This is a genomic window from Erwinia magellanica (assembly GCF_039023495.1).
In the GTDB taxonomy this organism is placed as follows: domain Bacteria; phylum Pseudomonadota; class Gammaproteobacteria; order Enterobacterales; family Enterobacteriaceae; genus Erwinia.
Map to the genome: position 1 here is coordinate 297811 of NZ_JBCHVC010000001.1, position 25788 is coordinate 323598.

General features: G+C 53.4%; 24 protein-coding genes. 18 read left to right on the forward strand and 6 right to left on the reverse strand.

Going from position 1 to position 25788, the window contains the following annotated elements; all coding sequences use genetic code 11:
* Positions 1-20 precede the first annotated feature (20 nt).
* The 11 genes from AAH450_RS01465 to hisP all read left to right on the forward strand — a co-directional run bounded on the left by AAH450_RS01465 (position 21) and on the right by hisP (position 10255).
* Positions 21-680, forward strand: coding sequence for a DedA family protein (locus AAH450_RS01465; protein ID WP_342908590.1), 660 nt, complete (start codon positions 21-23; stop codon positions 678-680).
* Between the two features lie 150 nt (positions 681-830).
* Positions 831-1742, forward strand: coding sequence for an acetyl-CoA carboxylase, carboxyltransferase subunit beta (gene accD / locus AAH450_RS01470; RefSeq protein ID WP_342908591.1), 912 nt, complete (start codon positions 831-833; stop codon positions 1740-1742).
* A gap of 64 nt (positions 1743-1806) precedes the next feature.
* A complete protein-coding gene (gene folC, locus AAH450_RS01475) occupies positions 1807-3069 on the forward strand; it encodes a bifunctional tetrahydrofolate synthase/dihydrofolate synthase (protein ID WP_342908592.1) in 1263 nt (420 codons plus the stop codon).
* Positions 3059-3790, forward strand: a complete 732-nt coding sequence (gene dedD, locus AAH450_RS01480; RefSeq protein ID WP_342908593.1) for a cell division protein DedD — start codon at positions 3059-3061, stop codon at positions 3788-3790. The genes folC and dedD overlap by 11 nt, the downstream gene beginning before the upstream one ends.
* Before the next feature lie 399 nt (positions 3791-4189).
* A complete protein-coding gene (gene cvpA / locus AAH450_RS01485; protein ID WP_306211542.1) occupies positions 4190-4675 on the forward strand; it encodes a colicin V production protein in 486 nt (161 codons plus the stop codon).
* Between the two features lie 36 nt (positions 4676-4711).
* Positions 4712-6229, forward strand: coding sequence for an amidophosphoribosyltransferase (purF, locus tag AAH450_RS01490; protein WP_318790833.1), 1518 nt, complete (start codon positions 4712-4714; stop codon positions 6227-6229).
* A 105-nt stretch (positions 6230-6334) separates the two neighbouring features.
* The gene (locus AAH450_RS01495) at positions 6335-6904 is read left to right on the forward strand and encodes a UbiX family flavin prenyltransferase (RefSeq protein ID WP_342908594.1); all 570 of its coding nucleotides are present in this window, start codon (positions 6335-6337) and stop codon (positions 6902-6904) included.
* A 284-nt stretch (positions 6905-7188) separates the two neighbouring features.
* Positions 7189-7971 carry a lysine/arginine/ornithine ABC transporter substrate-binding protein ArgT gene (argT, locus tag AAH450_RS01500; RefSeq protein ID WP_318790835.1) on the forward strand — a complete coding sequence of 261 codons (783 nt, stop codon included), beginning with the start codon at positions 7189-7191 and terminating at the stop codon, positions 7969-7971.
* Positions 7972-8074: 103 nt separating this feature from the next.
* A complete protein-coding gene (locus tag AAH450_RS01505) occupies positions 8075-8761 on the forward strand; it encodes a histidine ABC transporter permease HisQ (RefSeq protein ID WP_342908595.1) in 687 nt (228 codons plus the stop codon).
* Positions 8758-9474, forward strand: coding sequence for an ABC transporter permease (locus AAH450_RS01510; protein ID WP_342908596.1), 717 nt, complete (start codon positions 8758-8760; stop codon positions 9472-9474). Before AAH450_RS01505 ends, AAH450_RS01510 begins: the two co-directional genes overlap by 4 nt.
* Before the next feature lie 7 nt (positions 9475-9481).
* Positions 9482-10255 carry a histidine ABC transporter ATP-binding protein HisP gene (hisP, locus tag AAH450_RS01515; protein ID WP_342908597.1) on the forward strand — a complete coding sequence of 258 codons (774 nt, stop codon included), beginning with the start codon at positions 9482-9484 and terminating at the stop codon, positions 10253-10255.
* Between the two features lie 129 nt (positions 10256-10384).
* Here the strand turns inward: hisP and AAH450_RS01520 are convergent, their stop codons facing one another.
* Positions 10385-11278, reverse strand: a complete 894-nt coding sequence (locus AAH450_RS01520; RefSeq protein ID WP_342908598.1) for a TIGR01777 family oxidoreductase — start codon at positions 11276-11278, stop codon at positions 10385-10387.
* A 131-nt stretch (positions 11279-11409) separates the two neighbouring features.
* Here AAH450_RS01520 and yfcF point away from each other — a divergent pair, with 131 nt between their 5' ends.
* Positions 11410-12054, forward strand: a complete 645-nt coding sequence (gene yfcF / locus AAH450_RS01525; protein ID WP_342908599.1) for a glutathione transferase — start codon at positions 11410-11412, stop codon at positions 12052-12054.
* 96 nt (positions 12055-12150) lie between these two features.
* Positions 12151-12693 carry an NUDIX hydrolase YfcD gene (gene yfcD / locus AAH450_RS01530; protein WP_342908600.1) on the forward strand — a complete coding sequence of 181 codons (543 nt, stop codon included), beginning with the start codon at positions 12151-12153 and terminating at the stop codon, positions 12691-12693.
* 118 nt (positions 12694-12811) lie between these two features.
* Here the strand turns inward: yfcD and AAH450_RS01535 are convergent, their stop codons facing one another.
* The 3 genes from AAH450_RS01535 to ackA form a co-directional block, all read right to left on the reverse strand.
* The gene (locus tag AAH450_RS01535) at positions 12812-13804 is read right to left on the reverse strand and encodes a TIGR04086 family membrane protein (protein ID WP_342908601.1); all 993 of its coding nucleotides are present in this window, start codon (positions 13802-13804) and stop codon (positions 12812-12814) included.
* Positions 13805-14144: 340 nt separating this feature from the next.
* Positions 14145-16289, reverse strand: a complete 2145-nt coding sequence (gene pta, locus AAH450_RS01540; RefSeq protein WP_342908602.1) for a phosphate acetyltransferase — start codon at positions 16287-16289, stop codon at positions 14145-14147.
* A 103-nt stretch (positions 16290-16392) separates the two neighbouring features.
* Positions 16393-17595 (reverse strand): acetate kinase, encoded by a 1203-nt coding sequence (ackA, locus tag AAH450_RS01545; RefSeq protein WP_342908603.1) that lies wholly within the window; start codon positions 17593-17595, stop codon positions 16393-16395.
* 332 nt (positions 17596-17927) lie between these two features.
* On the opposite strand from ackA, the gene yfbV reads away from it, so the two are divergent.
* The 4 genes from yfbV (at position 17928) to AAH450_RS01565 (ending at position 21609) form a co-directional block, all read left to right on the forward strand.
* On the forward strand, positions 17928-18380 hold the full coding sequence (gene yfbV, locus AAH450_RS01550; RefSeq protein ID WP_342908604.1) for a terminus macrodomain insulation protein YfbV: 453 nt from the start codon (positions 17928-17930) through the stop codon (positions 18378-18380).
* 149 nt (positions 18381-18529) lie between these two features.
* The gene (locus AAH450_RS01555; RefSeq protein WP_342909546.1) at positions 18530-19024 is read left to right on the forward strand and encodes a YfbU family protein; all 495 of its coding nucleotides are present in this window, start codon (positions 18530-18532) and stop codon (positions 19022-19024) included.
* Between the two features lie 14 nt (positions 19025-19038).
* Positions 19039-19698: a sugar phosphatase gene (locus AAH450_RS01560; protein WP_342908605.1), complete on the forward strand. Its 660-nt coding sequence runs from the start codon at positions 19039-19041 to the stop codon at positions 19696-19698.
* 78 nt (positions 19699-19776) lie between these two features.
* Positions 19777-21609, forward strand: coding sequence for an SLC13 family permease (locus AAH450_RS01565; RefSeq protein ID WP_342908606.1), 1833 nt, complete (start codon positions 19777-19779; stop codon positions 21607-21609).
* Positions 21610-21611: 2 nt separating this feature from the next.
* Here AAH450_RS01565 and yfbR read toward each other — a convergent pair whose 3' ends face one another.
* Entirely contained in the window at positions 21612-22208 is a 597-nt protein-coding gene (gene yfbR / locus AAH450_RS01570) for a 5'-deoxynucleotidase (RefSeq protein ID WP_318790849.1), read from the reverse strand.
* 115 nt (positions 22209-22323) lie between these two features.
* The gene (locus tag AAH450_RS01575; protein ID WP_342908607.1) at positions 22324-23538 is read right to left on the reverse strand and encodes a pyridoxal phosphate-dependent aminotransferase; all 1215 of its coding nucleotides are present in this window, start codon (positions 23536-23538) and stop codon (positions 22324-22326) included.
* A 1006-nt stretch (positions 23539-24544) separates the two neighbouring features.
* On the opposite strand from AAH450_RS01575, the gene lrhA reads away from it, so the two are divergent.
* Positions 24545-25471, forward strand: coding sequence for a transcriptional regulator LrhA (gene lrhA, locus AAH450_RS01580; protein WP_318790851.1), 927 nt, complete (start codon positions 24545-24547; stop codon positions 25469-25471).
* Positions 25472-25788: the final 317 nt, after the last annotated feature.

The window sequence follows — 25788 nt, forward strand, 5'->3', positions numbered from 1 at the left end:
GGACAATTAAGGAAACGTGTATGGAACTGATTCATTTTGTTGTCGACTTCATCCTGCATATTGATGTTCACCTGGCGGAGCTGGTGGCACAGTATGGGATGTGGGTGTATGCCATTCTGTTCCTGATCCTGTTTTGTGAAACAGGTCTGGTTGTCACGCCCTTCCTGCCAGGAGACTCTCTGCTTTTCGTCGCTGGCGCGCTGGCAGCGTTACCCACTAACGATCTTAACATTCATATGATGGTGGCCCTGATGGTGATAGCAGCTATCTTGGGCGATGCGGTGAACTATACGATTGGTCGGCTGTTTGGCGACAAATTGTTCAGCAACCCGAACTCAAAGATCTTCCGTCGCAGTCACCTGGATAAAACCCATCAATTTTACGAGCGTCACGGCGGGAAAACGATTATTCTTGCGCGCTTCGTGCCGATCGTTCGGACATTTGCGCCGTTTGTCGCCGGCATGGGAAAAATGTCCTACCGCCACTTTGCCCTTTACAACATCTCGGGCGGGTTGCTGTGGGTGCTGCTGTTCTCCTACGCGGGCTATTTCTTTGGCAATATGCCAGCCGTGCAGGAGAATCTGAAGCTGCTGATTGTGGCCATCATCGTGCTGTCGGTACTGCCGGGCGTGATTGAGGTCTGGCGCCAGCGTCGCGCTGCCCGTCAGCAAAAATCGTAGTAATACATCGCTAAACTGCCGTCCGGTGACCAGATTTTTATCCACAGCATCGGGCGGTTATGGTTTAATGAGCGACATTATGGTCTGCGCTGCCGCGCGGCGTGGAAAAAAGAAAACTGGTTTCACCAGGTTCAAACAGAAAGGTCATCAATGAGCTGGATTGAACGAATTCTCAATAAAAGCACCATCACCCCTTCGCGCAAAGCCAGTATTCCGGAAGGGGTCTGGACCAAGTGCGACAGTTGCGGCCAGGTTCTGTACCGCGCCGAACTGGAGCGTAATCTTGAAGTTTGCCCGAAATGCGACCACCACATGCGTATGCATGGTCGTGACCGTCTGCACAGCGTGCTGGACGAAGGGTCGATGGTGGAACTGGGCAGCGAGCTGGAACCGAAAGATCTGCTCAAGTTCAAGGATTCCAAGAAGTACAAAGATCGTCTGATAGCGGCTCAGAAAGAGACCGACGAAAAAGACGCCCTGATTGTGATGAAGGGAACCCTGCACGGCATGCCTGTGGTCGCCGCCGCGTTTGAATTCTCCTTTATGGGCGGTTCAATGGGGTCGGTGGTTGGCGCACGCTTTGTGCGTGCCGTTGAGCAGGCGCTGGAAGACAACTGCCCTATGATCTGCTTCTCAGCCTCGGGCGGCGCCCGTATGCAGGAAGCGTTGATGTCGCTGATGCAGATGGCCAAAACCAGTGCTGCGCTGGCAAAAATGCAGGAGCGCGGACTGCCTTATATCTCCGTGCTGACTGACCCGACCATGGGCGGCGTCTCTGCCAGCTTCGCCATGCTGGGCGATTTGAACATTGCGGAACCCAAAGCGCTGATCGGCTTTGCCGGCCCACGCGTTATTGAACAAACGGTCCGTGAAAAACTGCCCCCTGGCTTCCAGCGCAGCGAATTCCTGATCGAGAAAGGCGCGATTGATATGATCATTCGCCGTCCGGTAATGCGCTTTAAGCTGGCAAGCATTCTGGCTAAAATGATGAATCTGCCCGCGCCGCAGGAAGACCTCGTTAAAGAGGTTGTTGAGGATGCGCCGCAGAGCCCAGAGGCCTGACTGCCGACTGAAAGGGGCGCAGCGCCCCTTTTACCAATGAACCGTACGACATTGAACGGGACACATGGATAAACTTCCTCAAGCCACGTCGCCTCTGGTCACGTGGCTTCATTATCTTGAGAATCTCCATTCTCAAGCTATCGAACTCGGGCTGGCACGCGTCCAACGCGTGGCTGCTGCGCTCGACCTCTTAACCCCGGCCCCCGTTGTATTTACCGTGGCGGGCACCAACGGCAAAGGCACCACCTGTCGGACGCTGGAAACGCTGCTGATTGCCGCGGGCTATCGCGTAGGCGTGTTCAGCTCTCCTCATCTGCTGCGTTATACCGAACGGGTCCGCATTCAGGGAGAAGAGCTGCCGGAAGCGGATCACACCGCCTCGTTTGCGGATATCAACGCCGGACGTGGCGAAACCTCGCTGACCTATTTTGAATTTGGCACGCTCTCTGCGCTGTGGCTGTTCAAACGCGCCCGACTTGATGTGGTGATCCTGGAAGTGGGGCTGGGCGGGCGGCTGGATGCCACCAACATTGTTGATGCAGATGTTGCCGTGGTGACCAGCATTGGGCTGGATCATACCGACTGGCTGGGGCCGGATCGCGAGAGCATTGGCCGTGAGAAAGCGGGCGTGTTCCGTGCCGGAAAACCGGCGGTAGTAGGCGAGCCGGAGATGCCGCAAAGCATTGCAGATGTCGCCGATAAGCTCGGCGCGTTGCTGCTCAAGCGCAACCGGGAGTGGTCTTATTCAGTGGCTGACGGTAACTGGACGTTTACCGATGCGCATGGCTCGCTGGCCGCGCTACCGATGCCGCAGGTGCCGTTGCCCAATGCTGCTACCGCGCTGGCTGCTCTGCGCGCCTCTCCCCTCAGCGTCGATGAAAAAATTATTTACCAGTGGCTGGATAAGGCCATTTTGCCCGGCCGTTTTCAGACGATAGCGGACTCACCCCGCGTGATTCTGGATGTGGCGCACAATCCTCATGCAGCCGCCTGGCTGGCCGGGCGACTCAGCGAACTGGCGAAAACCGGCAAGGTTCACGCCGTGGTCGGCATGCTGCATGACAAAGATATTGCCGGTACGCTGGCCTGTCTGGCACCGGAAGTGGATAAATGGTATTGCGCGCCGCTGGAAGGCCCGCGCGGTGCCAGTGCTGAGCAGCTTAAGGCCCATTTGCCGCAGGCTCAGACCTTTGCCAGCGTGGCTGAAGCGTATCATTACGCGCTTCAGCAGGCGGCAGAGCAGGATATTGTGCTGGTGTGTGGCTCTTTCCACACCGTAGCGCACGTAATGGAAACGAGGGAAACGGAGAACGGCAGTGGCCAGTAAGTTTCAAAACCGTTTAGTCGGGACCGTCATCATCGTAGCACTTGGCGTAATCGTTTTGCCGGGCCTGCTCGACGGCAAGAAAAAGCATTACAAAGAAGAGTTCGCGGCCATTCCACTGGTGCCGAAACCGGGTGACCAGCAGGAAAACGATCTGGTGCCGCCGGTTACGCAGCCTTTACCGTCGCAGCCGCCAGAAGGCGCGGCAAGCGTTGTTACCGGGCAAAACAGCGGCAACAGTTCTCAGGCTGAAAGTGGCTCCACGGCACCGCAGTCACACAATCAACCCAGCGTAGTCGCACCGCCGCCGGTGGTTGAGTCTAAACCTGTTGCTCAGCCGAAGCCGGTTGAGAAGCCTAAACCAAAGCCGGTGGAAAAACCGAAGCCTCAGCCGAAGCCAGAACCGGTTCCTCAGCCGAAGCCTGAACCTGCTCCGGCGCCTCAGCCTGCTGAGCCTGCTCAGCAGTCGGGCGCACCGGGCGGCCAGGCCTACGTTGTTCAGCTGGGCGCACTGAAAAATGCCAGCAAGGTCAATGAAGTGGTGGCGCAGCTGCGTCTCTCTGGCTATCGCGCCTTTACCGTGCCTTCCACGCCGGTTCAGGGGCAGATAACCCGCATCTATGTGGGGCCGGATGCGTCGAAAGCGAAGATGCAGGCAGCGGTAGGGGAGCTGAAGAGCATTTCAGGATTAGGCGGAGTGGTAAAACCTTACAGCGTGCGTTAGCAGCCGAAGGTTCGTTTATCCTGCATAAAAGGTAGCGACAGGGCGCAGAGTCTCACCGTAATGTCCGGCATGGTTTTTTCAGCGGGTGGGGGCTTTTCCACCCGTAAAACCAGAGCCTGTGGCTATCAGTGTAAAAGCCTCTGCCTTAGTTATCACCTTAAATGCCCCGCTTTTGCCCCAGAGCATCCTGTTGCGGGCGGGCGTTACCTGAAGCAAATCAAAACATTGCATTATCAGGCCTTCCGTCAGGTGAGGGAGGCCGCCAGCAGGCATTCTTGCTGGTTTTTTTAACACACCTCTTTAAATAAACTGGTAAAGGAAAACGTTACGCAAACGTTTTCTTTTTCTGTTAGAATTCGCCCCGAACTGGATGCAGGGGCACAGTCGCTGGAAGAGTTCATGGTCTGGATAGATTACGTCATTATTGCGGTTATTGGTTTTTCGGCTCTTGTCAGCCTGATCCGGGGGTTTGTTCGGGAAGCATTATCTCTCGTTACCTGGGGTTGCGCATTTTTTGTCGCCAGTCATTACTACTCCTACTTAGCCGTCTGGTTCACAGGGTTTGAAGACGAACTGGTTCGAAATGGAATCGCCATTGGGGTGTTGTTCGTTGCCACGCTGTTAGTCGGGGCAATTGTCAATTACGTCATTGGTTCGCTGGTTGAAAAAACTGGCCTGTCAGGTACTGACAGAGTGTTGGGCGTCTGTTTCGGGGCTTTACGTGGCGTGCTGATTGTCTCAGCCATTCTGTTTTTCCTCGATACATTCACTGGCTTTTCCAAAAGCCCGGACTGGCAGCAGTCCCAGCTGGTTCCCCAGTTCAGTTACGTTATCAGGTGGTTTTTTGACTACCTGAAAAGTACGTCGAGTTTTTTGCCCCGGTAATAGAACCGGGGTTGCGGCTTATGAGGAAATAACCACATGTGCGGTATTGTCGGGATCGCCGGATTCATGCCGGTCAACCAGTCGATTTATGACGCGTTAACGGTGCTCCAGCACCGTGGGCAGGATGCCGCAGGCATCGTTACCATTGATGCATTGAATTGCTTCCGCCTGCGTAAAGCAAACGGTTTGGTTAGCGATGTATTTGAAGCCCGCCATATGCAGCGTTTGCAGGGCAATATGGGGATCGGTCACGTCCGCTACCCCACAGCCGGAAGCTCCAGCGCTTCTGAAGCGCAGCCCTTCTACGTGAACTCGCCTTATGGCATTACGCTGGCGCACAACGGTAATCTGACCAACGCGCACGAGCTGCGTAAGCAGCTGTTTGAAAGCGGCCGTCGTCACGTTAACACCACTTCAGATTCTGAGATCCTGCTGAATATCTTTGCGGTTGAGCTGGATCGTTTTCAGCATTACCCGCTTGAAGCAGATAATATTTTTGCTGCGGTGGCTGCCGTGCATCAACAAGTCCGCGGTGCCTATGCCTGCGTGGCGATGATTATCGGCCATGGTCTGGTGGCGTTCCGCGATCCTAACGGCATCCGTCCGCTGGTGATTGGCAAGCGCGGCATGAAAGATGGCCGCAGCGAATATATGGTGGCGTCTGAAAGCGTGGCGCTGGATACGCTGGGCTTTGAATTCCTGCGCGACGTTGCGCCAGGCGAAGCGGTCTACGTCACTGAGAAAGGGCAGTTGTTTACCCGTCAGTGTGCGGAGAACCCTAAATTCAATCCTTGCCTGTTTGAGTACGTCTATTTTGCCCGCCCGGACTCTTTCCTGGACAAAATTTCCGTCTACAGCGCTCGCGTGCGTATGGGCACCAAGCTGGGCGAGAAAATTGCCCGCGAGTGGGAAGACCTGGATATTGATGTGGTCATTCCTATTCCGGAAACCTCCTGCGATATCGCGCTGGAAATGGCCCGTATCCTGGATAAGCCTTATCGTCAGGGGTTTGTGAAAAACCGCTACGTAGGCCGTACCTTTATCATGCCGGGTCAGCACCAGCGCCGCAGCGCGGTTCGCCGCAAGCTTAACGCCAACCGTGCCGAGTTCCGTGGCAAAAACGTGCTGCTGGTGGATGATTCTATCGTGCGCGGCACCACCTGCGAGCAGATCATCGAGATGGCACGTGAAGCAGGGGCGAAGAAAGTCTATCTGGCTTCGGCAGCACCGGAAATCCGTTTCCCTAACGTTTACGGCATCGATATGCCAAGCGCAACGGAACTGATTGCTCATGGTCGTGAAGTGGAAGAGATCCGTCAGCTGATTGGCGCCGATGGTCTGATCTTCCAGGATCTGGACGATCTGATTGAAGCGGTGAAAGAGGAGAACCCCGATATCGTGCAGTTCGAATGCTCGGTATTCAACGGTATCTACGTCACCAAAGATGTCGATCAGCAATATCTGGAGTATCTCCAGTCACTGCGTAATGATGATGCCAAAGCGATGGCGCGTCAGAACGAAGTAGAAAACCTGGAAATGCACAACGAAGGCTAATACCCTGAGTCCTGCATGCAGGTCAGATGGGCCGGAAGCGATTCCGGCCCATTTCTTTTTTGGCCGGTCATGTCATACTTAGCCTTCTAACTTCGCAGGATTATTATGAAACGACTCATTATTGGCATCTCCGGTGCCAGCGGCGTCATCTATGGCGTACGTGCGCTACAGATTTTGCAGCAGGTAAACGAGGTGGAAACCCATCTGGTGATGAGTCAGGCTGCCCGCCAAACCCTGGCGCTGGAGAGTGATTACTCCGTGCGGGAGGTTCAGGCGATGGCCGATGTGGTACACGATGTACGGGATATCGCCGCCAGCATCTCTTCCGGCTCCTTTAAAACAGACGGTATGGCTATTCTGCCCTGTTCAATGAAAACCCTCTCCGGCATTGTGCACAGCTATACCGACGGGCTGCTGACACGCGCTGCCGATGTGGTGCTGAAAGAGCGCCGCCGTCTGGTTCTCTGCGTGCGTGAGACGCCGCTGCATCTGGGCCATCTGCGTATGATGACCACCGCCGCTGAGCTGGGCGCGATTATCATGCCGCCGGTGCCAGCGTTTTACCATCGGCCCGCAAACATCATGGACATTGTCGACCAGACGGTAAACCGTGTGCTCGATCAGTTTGATATCGCCCTCGATAAAGATCTTTTCGCGCGCTGGCAGGGTGCATAACCCCGCAGTAAATGCACTGCAATAGTGCATTTGTTGGTGCTGAATCGCTTTTTGGGCATTCAGTGCACCAAAATGCATCATTGCATTCCCCGAAAGGTTACAAACCTGTTATAAATTTCCCTGCATTCCCGCTGTATGCCTCGTCACAAGGCGTACTGCGGGGATTGCGCAGCGATGGGGCAAAGCCCGGCAAAACTGGCATGAAATCTGCAAAAGACAATTGCTTTTACTGCGCTAACAACATCACGACTGAGATAATAAAAAACCATACTCGAGGGTAATTTATGAAAAAGCAGGTCCTGGCTCTTTCTCTGCTGCTGGCTCTCTCTTCAGCAGGTAGCGCCTTTGCTGCCGTGCCGAAAACGCTGCGCATCGGTACCGATCCAACTTATGCACCTTTTGAATCTAAAAATGCTCAGGGACAACTGGTTGGCTTCGATATCGATCTGGCGAATGAGATCTGTAAGCGTATCGAGACCAAATGCACTTATGTGGAAAGTGATTTCGATGCTTTGATCCCCTCACTGAAAGCGAAAAAAATTGATGCGATCATCTCTTCGCTCTCTATCACCGAAAAGCGTCAGCAGGAGATCGCCTTCTCGGAAAAACTCTACGCCGCTAACGCCCGTCTGATTGCGCCGAAAGGCTCTAAAATCATGCCGACGCTTGATTCGCTGAAAGGCAAAACCATCGGCCTGCTACAGGGCACCACCCAGGAAACCTACGCCAACCAAAACTGGCGTCCTCAGGGCATTACCGTTACCCCTTACGCTAACCAGGATCTGGTGTATCAGGATCTCACGGCTGGCCGTATCGATGCTGCCTTCCAGGATGAAGTCGCCGCCAGCGAAGGCTTCCTGAAGCAGCCTGCCGGTAAAGATTATGCTTTTGCCGGTCCGGCCGTGAAAGATGAAAAAATCTTCGGTGTGGGTACCGGTATGGGCATGCGTAAAGATGATGCCGACCTGAAAGCAGCCATTGATAAAGCGTTTGATAGCTTGCGCAAAGATGGCACCTACGACAAATTAGCTAAAAAGTATTTCGACTTTGACGTGTACGGCGGTTAAGTAAAACCTGTCATGGGGGTCAGCCTGTCTGCGAACGGCGACCCCCGTTTTGTACGCCACGGGCGGATGAAACGCGAAGTTAATCCAAAGACAGGACATCATTATGCTGTATGGCTATTCGGAAGTAATTTTAAAAGGGGCGTTGGTCACGCTGGAACTGGCTCTGAGTTCCGTGCTGCTCTCCGTTATCCTGGGATTGATTGGCGCAGGGGCCAAACTCTCCAACAACCGTCCGTTACGGATAATTTTTGAAGGTTACACCACCCTTATTCGTGGCGTACCCGACCTGGTGCTGATGCTGCTGATTTTCTATGGCCTGCAAATAGCCCTGAATCAGTTCACCGATATGCTGGGCCTCGATCAGTTCGATATTGATCCAATGGTTGCCGGCATCATCACTCTCGGCTTTATCTATGGCGCTTACTTCACTGAAACTTTCCGCGGTGCCTATATGGCCGTGCCGAAAGGGCAGCTTGAAGCCGCAACCGCTTTCGGCTTTACCTCCTCCCAGATCTTCCGCCGCATATTATTCCCCGGCATGATGCGCTATGCGCTGCCGGGCATTGGCAATAACTGGCAGGTGATCCTCAAGGCGACCGCGCTGGTTTCCTTACTGGGGCTGGAAGATGTGGTCAAGGCGACACAGCTGGCGGGGAAAAGCACCTGGCAGCCGTTCTACTTTGCCATTGTGGCCGGGGTGATTTACCTGGTCTTTACTACGCTCTCCAACGGCGTCCTGTTGTGGCTTGAACGCCGTTATTCGGTAGGTGTGAGAAGGGCAGATCTATGATGGACATTATTCAGGAATACTGGAAAGCCCTGCTGTGGACCGACGGCTACCGTTTCTCCGGCGTAGCCATTACGCTCTGGCTGCTGATTATCTCGGTGGTGCTGGGCGGCTCTCTGGCGGTTCTGCTCTCTATAGCTCGCGTCTCCTCTGTCACCGCCGTGCGTTTTCCGGTGTGGCTCTTTACCTATATTTTTCGCGGTACGCCGCTCTATGTGCAGCTGCTGATTTTCTACTCCGGCATGTACACTCTGGAAGTGGTCAAAGGCAACGATCTGCTGAATGCTTTCTTCCGTAGCGGCCTGAACTGTACGCTGCTGGCGCTGACCTTAAATACCTGTGCCTACACCACGGAAATTTTTGCCGGTGCTATCCGTGCCGTGCCGCATGGAGAAATTGAGGCTGCACGCGCTTATGGCTTCTCCACGTTTAAGCTCTATCGCTGCATCATCATGCCTTCAGCGCTGCGCACGGCTCTCCCGGCCTACAGCAATGAAGTGATCCTGATGCTGCACTCTACGGCACTCGCTTTTACCGCCACGGTGCCCGACCTGCTCAAGGTTGCCCGCGACATCAACTCGGCAACTTATCAGCCGTTTGCGGCCTTTGGTATCGCTGCGGTGCTCTATCTGATTATCTCGTATGTGTTGATTAGTCTGTTCCGCAAGGCGGAGCAACGCTGGCTGAAGCACGTTAAACCCTCATCGACCCATTGAGTGAACTATGGCCGACAACAAATTAAACGTAACTGAACTGCATAAACGTTATGGCGAGCATGAGGTGCTGAAGGGCGTATCACTCCAGGCAAATGCCGGTGATGTCATCAGTATTATCGGCTCGTCCGGCTCCGGGAAAAGTACTTTTCTGCGCTGTATTAACTTCCTGGAGAAGCCCAGCGAAGGCACTATTTCCGTCAACAATCAGATGATCACCCTGGTGAGGGATACCGACGGTCAGCTGAAGGTCTCTGACAAAGAGCAGTTGCGCAAATTGCGTACCAGCCTGACGATGGTGTTTCAGCACTTTAATCTATGGAGCCACATGACGGTGCTGCAAAACGTGATGGAAGCACCGATTCAGGTTCTGGGGTTAAGCAAAGGAGAGGCACAGTCGCGAGCCATCAGATATCTCGATAAAGTGGGTATTGATGAGCGCGCCAGGGGGAAATACCCGGTGAATCTCTCCGGAGGTCAGCAGCAGCGCGTTTCGATTGCCCGTGCGCTGGCGATGGAGCCGGAAGTGCTGCTGTTTGATGAGCCTACCTCGGCGCTCGACCCCGAACTGGTGGGTGAAGTGCTGAAAATCATGCAGAAGCTGGCGGAAGAGGGCAAAACCATGGTGGTGGTAACCCATGAAATGGAGTTCGCCCGCCACGTTTCCAACCATGTTATCTTCCTGCATCAGGGCAAAATTGAAGAAGAGGGGCCGCCGCAAGAGGTATTCACCAGCCCGAAAAGCATCCGTCTGCAACAGTTCCTCTCTGGCTCGTTGAAATAGCCCCGCCAGCGGCACAAGGCATGCTGAGGGGCAGCCCCGGCATGCCTTGTGGCAGATTTTTACCTTAATAGCTCACAGAGAGGCAGTAACCAGTTCAACGCCATTGAGATGGCTGTCTCTTGCTCGGCGCTATACCACGTCTCTTAACGCCTCATCCAGCTGATACCAGCGGAAGGTAAATCCTGACTCCTCCAGCCGCTTAGGCAGCACGTGTTGACCACCAAGAACCAGTACGGCAGATTCCCCCATCATTACTTTAATGGCGGCGGCAGGCGTGCGCATAAAGGCCGGACGGTGCATCGCCTGACCCAACATGGCGGCAAATTGTTCATTACGCACCGCATAGGGCGCTACCATATTAAAAGGCCCCTGCAACCCAGGGTTATCCAGCAGCCACAGGATGGCGTTCAGCATGTCCTCCAGATGGATCCAGGGCATGTACTGCTTGCCGCTGCCAATTGGCCCGCCAATGCCCATTTTAAAGGGCAGCTTCATCTTGCTCAGCGCACCTCCCTCTTTAGTCAACACCACGCCGGTACGCAGCAGGCAGACCCGCGTCTGTTCGCTTTCCGCTGCCAGGGCCAGTTTCTCCCAGTGGGCGCAAAGCTTGTGGGTAAACTCCTCATGCCCCGGATCGTCTTCCGTCAGGATCACATCGCCCGCGTCACCGTAAAATCCGGTGGCTGAACCGGAAATCAACACCGAGGGGGGCGTGGCGCTGGCATTGATTAGCGACGCCAGACGCTCGGTTATCTGCCAGCGGCTTTCGCACAGCAGATTTTTCTGTTTTTCCGTCCAGCGTTTGTCAGCAATGGGTTCCCCTGCCAGGTTGATAACCGCGTCGATATCATTGAGATCGCGTTGCTGATCCAGCCCCGACCAGAGGTTAACCCTGTCGCCAAATTTGCTGCGCGCTGCCGCCACGTCGCGGGTAACGACGCTTATCTGGTCGCCCCGTTGCAGCAGGCGAGAGATAAGCTGGCTGCCAATCAGGCCTGTGCCGCCCGTGAGTAAAATATGCATGCTGTCTGTCCTTAATCAGAGAAGTAAAAATGCCAACAGCCTGCTTTCAGCTTAGGTGAAGTTTGGGGGATTGCCTTTCTGCTGAAAAATCGGTAAACAAGATGCAGACAACGCTTTGTAAGGATATCAGGATGAACTACCCAAACGTGATGCTGTGGTCCGATGCCTGTTTTTTTAGCCCCTATGTGATGTCCGTATTTGTGGCGTTGAGCGAGAAAGGCGTGCCTTTTTCACTACAGCGTGTCGATCTCGCCAGCCAGCAGCATCTGCAACCCGCTTATGGTGAAATTTCGCTGACCCGGCGGGTGCCAACCTTGCAGATTGACGATTTCCTGCTCTCTGAATCTTCCGCTATTGCCGAGTATCTGGAAGAGCGCTTTCCTGCCCCCGAGTATGAGCGGCTCTACCCCCGTGATATCGAAAAGCGGGCCAAAGCGCGTGAACTACAGGCCTGGCTTCGCAGTGACTTTATGCCGCTGCGCCAGGAGCGTCCGACGGAGGTGTTATTTGCCAATGAGAAGTTTGCGCCATTAAGTGAAGCGGGAGAGGCGGCTGCCAGAAAGTTGTTTGATGGCGTGGGGCAGTTACTGAAAACTGGTCAGCAAAACCTCTTTGGCGAGTGGTCGATTGCTGATACAGACCTGGCGGTGATGATCAACCGGCTGGCCTTACATGGCGACGAGGTACCGCAACAGATCGCGGATTACGCTTATTTTCAGTGGCAGCGTGCTTCTGTGCAACTCTGGCTTTCGGAATCCTCCAAGACCGCCTGTTAATGACACAGGTGGATTATAATTTACCGGCTGTCCGTGGCAAACTGTGCGGGCAAGAGTCAACGAGCGCTGAAGCGCCAGAACAAATAAGGGTTACGGATGGTGGAGCAAGATAGCGGCACGGAATGGGTGGATATCGTTAGCGAAGATAACGAGGTCGTTGCACAGTCCAGCCGCGCGCAAATGCGGGCACAATGTTTGCGTCATCGCGCGACCTACATCGTGGTTCACGATGGGATGGGTAAAATTCTCGTCCAGCGCCGCACCGAAAGCAAAGATTTCATGCCCGGTATGCTGGATGCCACCGCTGGTGGCGTGGTGCAGAGCGGTGAGGATATGCTGGAGTCGGCTCGCCGTGAAGCGGAAGAGGAGCTGGGCATTGCTGCCGTGCCGTTCGCCGAACATGGCCTGTTCTATTTTGAAGATCAGCACTGCCGCGTCTGGGGCGGATTGTTCAGCTGCGTCTCCCACGGCCCCTTCGCCATGCAGGAAGAAGAGGTCGATGAAATATACTGGATGACGCCGGAAGAGATTACCGCTCGCTGCGATGAGTTTACGGATGATTCGCTGAAGGCGCTCTCCCTGTGGCTCAGCCGTAATAACGAGTCCAGGCGCGCCAGCGCGGATACCTCTTCTGCCTGACCACAGTTTGCAAAATGAAAATGGGACGAATCGCTTCGTCCCATTTTTTTGTGCTGGTTTACTGTCACTCCGTTCAGAGCGTCAGCCTGACTCTCTGTCAGATTAACGCCCGTTTGAGTTAACGAGCCACAACCTGATGTGGCTGCGTTTTACGGCCCATTTTACCCAGCACACCAGCGATAACGGCTTCAATCAGCAGGACAACCAGCGCCATCCAGCTTGCTTTAGCGGTGGCAGCAGCAGCCTGTTCCGCAGCTTCACGCGCTTTTTTCTCAGCATCAGCTTTCAGCTGCTGGTATTTCTGACGCGCCTGCTCATAGCTTTTTTGCGTCTGGGCAACAATCTGGTCAACTTCCTGATCGCTCTTACCGGTACGCGCTTTGATGATATTTTTCAGCGCGTCGACATCGGCAGCCTGAAGCGTATCCTGGTTACGTTGAATAACACCGCTGAACCAGCCGGCTAAATCAGTGTCGGCAGTTTGCGGATGATTAGCGGTATTTTGCGCCTGATTCTGGGCGTTATTCGCTTCTTTATTGGCGTCGTTTTGCAGGTTTTGCGGTTGCAGTTCGGGTTTACCCGTTTGCTGTAGGGTTTTTTCAAGCTCGTTCTGCATATTGCTCAGGTCAATATTATTTTCCTGCAACTTCTCTTTCGCGGTATTAGCAAGCGAGGGCGCCGCTGCTGAAATACCGTTACCCAGCATACTGAAGCCCGAGCCAATTACGCTGGCCGTTCCGCTCACGGCACTGCTTATTACCATCACCGCAATCCACAAACAAAGTAGTGTATTGACGGCCCACATCAATATGCCATGTAATGCCCCTTCACGCTGTGCCAGGCGGCCAGTAATGAAAGCGCCCGCGCCAACGGAGATCAACATGCTTAATCCTGTCCAGACGGCAGCGCCCGTCCCTAAACCATCAAGTGGATTCTGTTCTTTCAGTGGATCGATTGTGGTTGCGCCTATTGCCGTACCCAAAATAGCTAGCAGCAAATAAATAACGGTTGAAAGTATTACGCCAGCAAAGACAGCGCTCCAGGAAATACGCTTCAGTGGAACGCCATTATTTACTTCACTGTAAACCGGATGAATTGTGTTGTCGCTCATGTGAGACTCTCCCTTGGCCTGATTATTAGCGGCTACTTTCAGGCATTATGATTATTGAAGATATTTCATGAAATAGTTTACCTTGCCTGTGTAAGACTAGTCCTGGCATGCCATTTAAGCCAAAAAAATAATCATTTGTCTGACCTTCTCTTATTTTTCAGGTAATTAAGTGTGGCAGTTCGCCTGATTTTCAGGGGGGCCGTTACGGCTATTTATTCTTTTTAGCAGGTAAAGCAGAGGGGAAAGTTAAAATTGTGGCGAGCAGAGATTTTTTCTGGCTAAAGGCATAAAAAAAGCGAATCTTGCGATTCGCTTTAATCAGATCCAGCGGAAGCTGAGGTTAGCCTTCAGCCTGCTTTGACTGAATGGCCGTCAGAGCGATGGTATAGACAATGTCATCCACCAGAGCACCGCGAGAGAGGTCGTTTACCGGCTTACGCATCCCTTGCAGCATTGGCCCGATAGAGATCAGGTCGGCAGAACGTTGTACGGCTTTGTACGTGGTGTTACCGGTGTTCAGATCCGGGAAGATAAACACCGTAGCGCGGCCCGCTACAGGCGAGTTTGGCGCCTTCGATTTGGCCACGTCGGCCATAATCGCTGCGTCGTACTGCAAAGGTCCATCGATAACCAGGTCCGGACGCTTTTCCTGCGCGATGCGGGTTGCCTCGCGGACTTTTTCCACATCGCTACCGGCACCGGAGTTTCCGGTGGAGTAGGAGATCATCGCCACGCGAGGTTCAATACCGAAGGCCAGCGCGGAGTCGGCAGACTGAATAGCAATTTCCGCCAGCTGCTCTGGGTTAGGATCCGGGTTAATGGCGCAGTCGCCATACACCAGCACCTGCTCTGGCAGCAGCATAAAGAACACAGAGGAGACCAGCGAGCTGTTTGGCGCCGTTTTAATCAGCTGTAACGGAGGACGAATAGTGTTCGCCGTGGTATGAACCGCGCCGGAGACCAGTCCGTCAACTTCGCCACGCTCCAGCATCATGGTGCCAAGCATAACGTTATCTTCCAGCTGTTCCTGCGCCACCACTTCGGTCATGCCTTTGCTTTTACGCAGTTCAACCAGACGGGCAACGTAATTTTCACGCACCACTTCCGGGTCCACAATCTCAATCCCTTTACCCAGCTCTACGCCCTGTACCGCAGCAACACGCTGGATCTCTTCCGGATTCCCCAACAGGATACAAGTTGCAATACCGCGCTCGGCACAGATAGCTGCTGCTTTGACGGTACGCGGTTCATCACCTTCCGGCAGCACGATGCGTTTGCCCGCTTTACGCGCCAGCTCGGTGAGCTGGTAACGGAACGCTGGCGGAGAGAGACGACGGCTGCGGTCTGAAGCCGCGGTTAAAGATTCAATCCATTCCGGGTCGATATGGCTGGCGACATACTCCTGCACACGCTCGATGCGCTGCGTATCGTCGCTGGGCACTTCCAGGTTGAAGCTTTGCAGACTCAGCGAGGTCTGCCAGGTGTTGGTGTTCACCATAAAGATAGGCAGACCTGTGGCAAACGCACGCTCACACAGTTTGCGAATAGGGGCATCAATCTGGTAGCCACCTGTCAGCAGTACGGCACCAATTTCCACGCCGTTCATGGCAGCCAGACAAGCTGCAACCAGCACGTCCGGGCGATCGGCGGAGGTCACCAGCAGCGAACCGGGACGGAAGTGCTCCAGCATATGAGGAATGCTGCGTGCGCAGAAGGTTACAGATTTTACGCGACGGGTAGCAATATCGCCTTCATTGATAATCTCCGCATTCAGATGGCGGCACATATCAATAGCGCGGGTCGCAATCAGATCAAAGCTCCAGGGAACGCAACCCAGCACCGGTAACGGGCTGTTAGCGAAGAGCTGTTTAGGATCGATATTGGCGACGCTGGCCTTGTTGGAGTCATCGAATATTTCCGACAGATCCGGACGCGTACGCCCCTGATCGTCAACCGGCGCATTGAGTTTGTTGATGATCACGCCAGTGATACTCTTGTTCTTGCTGCCGCCAAAGCTGCTTTGGGTCAGCTCAATCCGCTCTTTCAACTGGGCAGGAGAGTCATTGCCCAGCGACATCACAAAGACAATCTCCGCATTCAGCGTTTTGGCAATCTCATAGTTCAGCGCAGAAGCAAACTGATGTTTGCGGGTCGGCACCAGGCCCTCTACCAGCACCACTTCAGCATCTTTGGTGTTCTCATGGTAGCGCGCAATAATCTCTTCCATCAGCACGTCCTGCTGATTGGAACCCAGCAGTGATTCCACACGACTCATGTGCAGGGGTTCGGCGGCGGGAATGGTGGAATTTTTACGAATGATAGTGGTGGTCTGGTCCGGGGCATTTTCGCCGCTGCGCGGCTGGGCGATAGGTTTGAAGACGCTGAGACGCACGCCTTTGCGTTCCATCGCGCGGATCACACCGAGGCTGACACTGGTTAAACCGACGCTGGTGCCGGTAGGAATTAGCATAATGGTACGAGACACAATAAACCTCTCGAATAGACTCTTTCAGGCTTCAGCGCGTTTGAGTCCAGGTTGGTGATGTCAAAACAACTCCGCCAGCCTGAGCTGACGGAGAGGGAAGGGCTTAAGCAGTCAGACGGCTGGCGTCCTGGGCAATAACCAGCTCTTCATTGGTTGGGATAACCAGAGCCGGGCGGGTGCCTTCTTTATTGATAAAGCCCGATTTACCGAAGCGGGCCGCGAGGTTACGCTCGTGATCCACTTCAAAGCCCAGCAGGGCCAGTCTGCCCAGGGAGAGTTCGCGAACCATCGCCGCATTTTCCCCGATGCCACCGGTGAAGATCACCGCATCCAGGCGGCCATCCATCATCGCGGTGTAAGAACCGATATATTTCGCCAGGCGGTGGCAGTAAACGTCCATCGCGCGTTTGGCATCTTCTTTAGTGGTGTAGTTATCTTCCACGTAGCGGCAGTCGCTGGTGACGCCGGTCAGACCCAACAGGCCAGACTCTTTGGTCAGCAGCTTGTTGATGGCATCCACGCTCATGCCCAGGGTGTCATGCAGGAAGAAGATCACGGCCGGGTCGATATCGCCTGAACGGGTACCCATAACCAGACCTTCCAGCGGCGTCAGGCCCATAGAGGTATCCACGCAAACGCCGTTGCGGATAGCGGCTACGGAGCCGCCGTTGCCCAGGTGGCAGGTAATGATATTCAGCTCTTCCACCGGCTTGTTCAGCACTTTTGCCGCTTCGTGAGTCACATAGAAGTGGCTGGTGCCGTGTGCGCCATAACGGCGAACGCCATGCTCACGGTACAACGCGTACGGCAGGGCATAAAGGTAAGACTCTTCCGGCATTGTCTGATGGAAAGCGGTGTCGAAAACCGCCACATTCTTATCAGAAAGATGCGGGAAGTTCTTCATCGCTTCCTCAATCCCGATCAGGTGCGCAGGATTGTGCAGCGGTGCAAAAGAAGAGGCGTCTTTGATGCCCTGAATGACATCCTGATCGATAACCACGGACTGGGTGAGCTTTTCACCGCCATGAACGATACGATGACCAATTGCAGTGATTAGTGCAGACAGCTCTGGTTTTTGTGCCAGAATAGATTTAACGATAAAATTGAGGGCTTCGCTGTGCGCAGCGCCGGCGCCTAATGCCTCTTCGTGTTTAGCCCCTTCCATTTTCCACTTAATACGGGCTTCAGGCAGGTGGAAACATTCGGCTAAACCGGAGAGGTATTCTTCGCCATTTGCCGGATCGATAATGGCGAACTTCAGGGAAGAACTGCCGCAGTTCAGAACCAAGACTAACTTACTCGACATGGAAGGTCCTATTGGTTAAAGGTGGCGAAATAAAACTCAACAGACTATCAGCGTAGCGCATGAAAGCTGGTACATTAATGATGAACGTCATGCTCAGGGCAAATTTTGTCTGAAAGCAAAAAAACTTGATAAAACTTACGTGATTTTTTGAATTATTAGCAGATGCTGATGGTACTGCATGCAGAGCGATAGCAACCCTGTAACAGCCCCTCAACAAACGCGCACAGGATAACCAGTGCGCCGCGTAAAGACAAAATATTTTGAAAGACATCATGTAAAGTTGTTGAGTTGCACGTTTTGTTTATTTTTTATCTCCGAAGTTGAGGTCAGCCATGGCTAATGAATCCGGCTCTGTCGGTTGGTTTAAACTGTTCCAGCGGGGACAGCATTATATGAAAACATGGCCTGTCGATAAGCGTCTGGCACCCATGTTTCCAGAGAATCGGGTCTCACGCGCTACGCGTTTTGCCATCCGGTTTATGCCGCCGCTGGCGGTGTTCTCTATGACCTGGCAAATTGCGCTGGGCGGGCAGCTCGGTCCGGCTGTGGCTACGGCTCTGTTCGCCTGTAGCCTGCCAATACAGGGCTTATGGTGGTTGGGTAAGCGCTCCGTCACGCCACTGCCGCCCACGCTGCTTAACTGGTTCCATGAAGTGCGCGAAAAACTTCAGGCTGCGGGCCAGGCGATAGCGCCGGTGGAAGGAAAGCCAACCTATCAGTCCCTTGCCGACGTGCTTAAACGCGCCTTCAAGCAACTGGACAAAACCTTCCTCGACGATCTTTAACCCTCAGACCGGATTTTCTCTGCTTTTGCAGGGGAAAACCGGGTCTGGATCAAAGAAGCCTCTGCTTGCCATACCGCACTTCAGCGGGTTGTGCGATCTTCACTCATCTCTTCCCATTTTGTATGCCCATTGTGGCACAGGAGTGAATGATGGAAATGACCAATGCGCAGCGTTTGATCCTCTCTAATCAATATAAAATGATGACCATGCTCGATCCGGATAATGCGGAACGCTATCGTCGTCAGCAAACAATTATCGAGCGCGGTTACGGCCTGCAAATGCGGGAACTTGACCGTGAATTCGGCGAACTGAACGAAGCGGTATGCCGCATAATTATCGACATCATGGAAATGCACCATGCGCTGCACGTCTCGTGGACAAATCTGAAAGATCCCTCCTCGCTGGAGGAGCGTCGGCTCGCGTTTCTGGGCTTTGATGCGGCAACAGAAGCGCGTTACCTCGGCTACGTGCGCTTTATGGTGAATGTGGAAGGGCGCTATACCCACTTTGATTCCGGCACGCACGGATTTAATGCGCAAACCCCGATGTGGGAAAAGTATCAACGTATGCTCACTGTGTGGCACACTTGTCCAAGGCAGTACCATTTGAGTGCGAATGAGATCGCGCAAATCATCAACGCCTGATAAGGAAAAACGTAGTGAAGTGTAAAGGTTTTCTGTTTGATCTGGACGGCACGCTGGTGGATTCATTACCGGTAGTCGAACGCGCCTGGGTGAACTGGGCATCGCGGCACGGCATTGCGGCCGATGAAGTGCTGAACTTCATTCACGGCAAGCAGGCAATTACCTCACTGCGTCATTTTATGGCCGGCGCTTCGGAAGAGGCGATTCAGCAGGAGTTCTTTGCCCTCGAAAAAATCGAGGCTGAGGACACTGACGGTATCACCGCTCTGCCGGGCGCTCAGCAGCTTCTCGCTACGCTGACGGAGCTGGACATTCCCTGGGCAATTGTGACTTCCGGTTCAATGCCGGTTGCTTCGGCCCGTCGCAAAGCGGCCGGATTACCGGAACCTGAAGAATTTGTCACCGCAGAGCGTGTGCAGAATGGTAAACCGGAACCGGATGCTTACCTGCTTGGTGCCCAGCTGCTTGAGCTTGAGCCGGAAGAGTGTGTAGTAGTAGAAGATGCTGCTGCCGGTATTCTGTCGGGTCTGGCCGCAGGCTGCCATCTTATTGCCGTCAATGCACCAGCTGACGCGCCGAGGCTGGAAGATGTGGATATGCTGCTGACCTCGCTGGAGGAGCTGATCATCCACAAAAATCCGGACGGCACGATCGATGTGCACCGAAAACACTAAGAGATGATGTAACCCCGCTATAGCGGGGTTTTTTTTATGCGATGATCTCAGACGTGTTCCCTCTACAGAGACCCCGCTGTGAATAAAGAACTGATCTGGGTAGTTTCCCTTCTGCTGATCGCTATCGCCTTATTTATCTCCGGCAAGCTACGTATGGACGTTGTTGCGCTGCTGGTTATTATCGCCTTTGTGCTCAGCGGCACGCTGACACTCCAGGAGGCCACGCTAGGCTTCAGCGATCCCAACGTCATTCTGATAGCGGCACTGTTCATTATTGGTGAAGGGTTAGTAAGAACGGGCGTGGCGCTGAATATGGGCGACTGGCTGATTAAAGTGGCAGGCAGCAGCGAAACCAAAATGCTGGTGCTGCTGATGCTCACCGTTGCCGGGCTGGGAGCAGTGATGAGTTCAACCGGCGTGGTAGCCATTTTTATTCCTGTGGTGCTCAGCGTAGCGGCAAAAATGGGCAGCTCGCCGGGCAGACTGATGATGCCGCTAAGCTTTGCCGGGTTGATCAGCGGCATGATGACGCTGGTAGCCACGCCGCCTAATCTGGTCGTTAACAGCGAGCTTCAGCGGGAAGGGTTGAAAGGGTTTGGCTTTTTTGACGTAACGCCGCTGGGTATTGTCGCGCTGTTGCTGGGTATTGGTTACATGCTGGTAGCCCGCTTCTGGCTGGTGACGCCAGGGCAGGAAGAGGGCAGTAAACAGCAGTTCAGAAGAACCTTCCGCGATCTGATCCGCGACTACAAGCTGAGTGGCAGAGCCAGGCGGCTTGGTCTGCGGGTCGGGTCGCCGCTCATCGGGCGACGACTTGACGATCTGCAACTTCGCGAACGCTATGGCATCAACGTAGTAGGGCTGGAGCGCTGGCGTAAGTTTCGCAGGGTAATGGTGCCGGTTACTGCTGAGACCACTTTCCGTGCTCGCGACGTATTGCTGATTGATATGTCTGATTCCGCTGTAGATCTGCGTGAATTTTGTAGCGAATGGCTGCTTGAGCCGATGATTTTACGCGGCGACTATTTTTCCGAGCGCGCCAGGGATGTGGGCATGGCGGAAGCGATTATTATTCCGGACTCAGCGCTACTGGGGAAAACGCTGGGCGATGTGGCCTTTCGCTCGCGCCATGATGTCAGCGTGGTCGGCATCCGGCGGCGGGGCGAAGTGCTGGAAGGTAAGCTGACCGGGCAGCCGCTGGAGCTGGGTGATACGCTGCTGGTGATCGGCGACTGGAAAAAAATCCGGGCCATTCAGCAGCAAAAACGCGATCTTATCCTGTTGAGTTTACCGGCAGAAGTGGACGACGTCGCACCTGCGGCCAGCCAGGCTCCTCATGCCATTTTCTGCCTGGCGCTGATGGTAGCCATGATGCTGACAGAGGCTATTCCCAACCCTGTTGCCGCTTTGATCGCCTGCCTGCTGATGGGTAAATTCCGCTGTATAGATATGGAGAGCGCCTACCGTTCTGTTCACTGGCCAGGGTTGATACTTATCGTCGGGATGATGCCGTTTGCTCTTGCCCTGCAAAAAACAGGCGGTGTGGCGCTGATCGTAAAGGGGTTGATGGATGTGGCGGGCGGAAAAAGCCCGCATGTCATGCTGCTCTGCCTGTTTATACTCTGTGCGACTATTGGCCTGTTTATCTCCAATACCGCCACGGCTGTGTTGATGGCGCCTGTTGGCGTGGCCGCTGCACATCAGATGGGGCTTTCACCCTATCCGTTTACTATGATTGTAGCGGTAGCCGCTTCTGCCGCCTTTATGACGCCGGTATCATCGCCGGTGAACACTTTAGTCCTGGGGCCTGGCGGATACCGGTTTGGCGATTTTGTGAAAATTGGTGTGCCCTTTACCCTGATTATCATGCTGGTCAGCGTCTTACTGGTACCGCTGCTTTTCCCGTTTTAAGGTTAAAGCGACTCCTGGCTGATTTCATCCAGTGAGAGACTGAAGCTGGGGACAAATACCTCAACAAAGTAGTCCATCTCCGGGCTGTGGCGTTCGATCAGGGTTTTTTCCAGCCGCGCCTTGGCCAGCTGGAATTCATGATTGCCTGCGGAAAGCTCTTCAAGGCATTTCAGATAGGCGCAAAGCGCATCGGCCTGTTTGACGATAGCCTTTTCACCTTCGCTGTGCTGCTGCTCATCAAGCAGCGGCCGGTAGGCGTTACGTAACTCTTCCGGCAGCATCTCAATCAGCTTTTGCTGGGCAATTTTTTCAATTTTTTTATATTCATGGGCAATCTGCGCATTGTAATACTTTACCGGCGTGGGTAAATCACCGGTCAGCACTTCACTGGCATCGTGATACATCGCCATCAGCGCTATGCGTTCAGCATTCAGATTACCGTTGAACTTTTGATTTTTAATCACGGCAAGCGCGTGAGCGACCATCGCCACCTGTAAACTGTGCTCGGAGACATTCTCGGTACGGACGTTACGCATCAGCGGCCAGCGATTGATAAGCTTAAGGCGGGAGAGATGGGCGAAAAAATGACTCTGATTCATGGGGTGCGGTTTCCTGTAGCAAGACTGCGGGGAACGAACTGGCGTTCCCCTGCGGCCAGTATAGCGCCATCTTTACCGCAGCGGCAGTGCAATAAGAGGGCGCTCTGGCAACAGCTTACTGACGATAACCTTCAAGGAAGCGGCCAAATTTACCAATGGCCATCTCCAACTCATGCACGTGGGGCAGCGTCACAATACGGACATGATCCGGATGAGGCCAGTTGAATGCCGTTCCCTGAACCAGCAGCACTTTTTCCTGCAACAGGAAATCCAGCACCATTTTCTGGTCATCCTGTAGGTTAAATTTCTTCGCATCGATGCGGGGGAACATATAGAGCGCCCCGGCGGGCTTCACGCAGCTGACGCCCGGAATATCGTTGATTAATTCCCACGCCCTGTTGCGCTGCTCATAGAGCCTTCCACCCGGCACAATAAACTCGCTGATACTCTGATAACCGCCAAGCGCGGTCTGAATAGCATGCTGCGCGGGGACATTGGCACACAGGCGCATCGAGGCCAGCATCTCCAGCCCCTCAATATAGCCTTTTGCATGCTTTTTCGGGCCGTTGAGCACCATCCAACCCTGACGGAAACCCGCCACGCGATAGGTTTTTGACAAACCGTTGAAGGTAATGGTCAACAGATCGGGCGCCAGCGCAGCGATGGAGTGATGCTGAGCCGCGTCATACAAAATTTTGTCGTAAATTTCATCAGCAAAGATGATCAGGTTATGCTGACGCGCCAGCTCTACAACTTCCAGCAGCAGCTCTTTACTGTAGACCGCACCCGTTGGGTTATTGGGGTTGATAATGACAATCCCCCGCGTGCGTGGCGTAATTTTACTGCGGATGTCGTCCAGGTCAGGGAACCAGCCAGCCGACTCATCGCACAGATAGTGCACCGCATTGCCGCCGGAAAGAGAGACTGCTGCGGTCCAGAGCGGATAATCGGGAGCCGGCACCAGCATTTCATCGCCGCTATTCAGCAACGCCTGCATGGACTGCACAATCAGTTCTGATACGCCGTTGCCGATATAGACATCTTCAACCGTCATATCCCGCATATCGCGTGCCTGATAGTGCTGCACAATCGCCTTACGGGCGGTATAGAGACCTTTTGAATCACAATAGCCCTGGGCACCCGGCAAATTGCGGATCACATCGACCAGGATCTCATCAGGGGCTTCAAAACCAAACGGCGCTGGATTGCCTATATTCAGCTTGAGAACTTTATTCCCTTCTTCCTCAAGACGCTTTGCTTCTTTTAATACCGGCCCACGGATGTCATAACACACGTTATCCAGCTTGCCTGATTTTTCTATTGGATTCATTTCTCTCGCCTTAAACATACGCAACTGCCTTCCTGCCATGGAAAACGACCTCGCACAATGTACTCCTCTCTGTGGCGCTTTTGAAGGGCGTCTCAGGGCTTTGGAGCGTTCCCGGAGGAAAACTCACCTGCCTGGCAGGAGAAAACGCAACGCCGTAACAGGCTGGCATAATACTCTTGAATATGACCCTAAGGCGACATATATCACTACCTGGCAGGGCGGTTTATCCAGACGGAGGGCGTGGTTCAGGAGCGAAATGAGCATTTTATGAAAGTATTTGGTAAAAATTGGTGAATTGATGAACTTTGTAACTGTCAAAAATGTCTTAATTGAGTGATGAAAAAGCGAGCTATTTGACTTAGGGGTTATTCAGGCAGATCGCAAGGGCTTGTTTAACCGATTCAGGCCCAGACAGCGCTGGAGGGTCGGCCAGTCATAAATTTTACCACGCAAACGCTTACTGGAGAGGCTTTAGCCAATAAAATGTTACTTTACTGATAAGAATAATAGGATTGGGGCTTAAAAAGTAATCGACAGTATGTCAGGATAATATTCAGGGGAACTTGTACCGGGCGTACAGGTTTTTCAGGTGATATTAAGCCCGACTCCGTCACCGGTAAGCTTAAGCATGGCTTATCATTATTCCGCTGCCCGTGCAGCGTTCTGGACGTTCAATTTTACATGGTTGTTTTACATTAACAGCGTCATTGCCTGATTATCAGTCAGTCTGGCGACGTCAAATGACCATTTCAGCACCGCTTGCCGCTTCTTATGGGTGAGTGCTGCATTCATTGATGATGTATCAGACGGAACAAACTGTCTTCAGCTTTACCTGCGGTCTGTGCCGGGGATATTCAGGCTGTTGAGGTTTCCATGTCTGCGAAGCAAAGTAATGCTGGACGCATTTCGTTGGGCATTATGCATTGATTATCGCCATATCCCTTTGATATGGAAGGTAATAACACCAGGGTAGCTGTTCGTAAAAAACTTATAAAGTGAAGAAAACATGACTAGTGCAAATCGTCCGATCCTTAATCTTGACCTCGATCTGCTGAGAACATTTGTTGCTGTTGCCGATCTGAATACCTTTGCTGCTGCGGCAGCGGCGGTGTGCAGAACCCAGTCAGCCGTGAGCCAGCAGATGCAGCGTCTGGAACAATTGGTGGGCAAAGAGCTGTTTGCCAGACATGGACGTAACAAGTTATTAACGGAGCACGGTATCCAGCTTCTGGGCTACGCCAGAAAAATACTGCGTTTTAATGATGAAGCCTGTACCTCTCTGATGTACAGCAACATCCAGGGCGTACTGACTATTGGTGCCTCTGACGATACGTCCGATACTATTCTGCCTTTCCTGCTGAACCGCGTTACGTCCGTTTATCCCAAGCTGGCTATCGATGTCAGAGTGAAGCGTAATCCATTTATGATGGAGATGCTGAATCAGGGCGAAGTGGATCTGGTGGTGACCACCTCCAGTCCGATGAACTTCACCTGGCAGGTACTACGCACCTCACCAACGCTTTGGTATTGCGCTGCCGACTACATTTTTCAGCGCGGGGAAGCGATTCCTCTGGTGCTGCTGGATGAGCCAAGCCCTTATCGCGATATGGCCATTGACCACCTCAATGAGGCGGGCATTCCGTGGCGCATCTCTTATGTCGCTTCGACTCTTGCGGCGGTACGCGCAGCGGTTAAAGCGGGTCTTGGCGTCACCGCGCGTCCTGTTGAGATGATGAGTCCTGAACTTCGCGTGATGGGCGCAGCAGAAGGCTTGCCTGTGCTGCCAGATACGGAATACCTGCTGTGCCGCAATCCTGAAAGCGACAACGAGCTGGCGCTGGCTATCTTCAATGCAATGGAATCGAGTAACGATCCCTATAACCTGATTACGGCCGGTCAGGACAGCGCTTCATTTACGGATGAAGATGAATAGCAGAACCTCGCTATTGATAACTTTACTGGTTAATTAGTATCAATTAATCAGTAAAGTGTCGCGCAATAAAGCCTCTCAGTCTCTTTTCTTGCTGAGAGGCTTTTTTATGCACTTTATCCCCGTTCTGTAATGCCATTTTTGCCCCAGCTAATTGCTATGAAGTTTTAAAATTAAGCGGCAGAGAGATTTGCGCCGCCAGCGCAACCAGTCTTGTTTACAAGCAGAGAGAGAATTGATTTTGCGCAGGTAAATTCGCCGAATTTTGCATCATAAAAGATAAAACTGTGTGCTGGATCAAAAAAATAGCCCCATTAAGG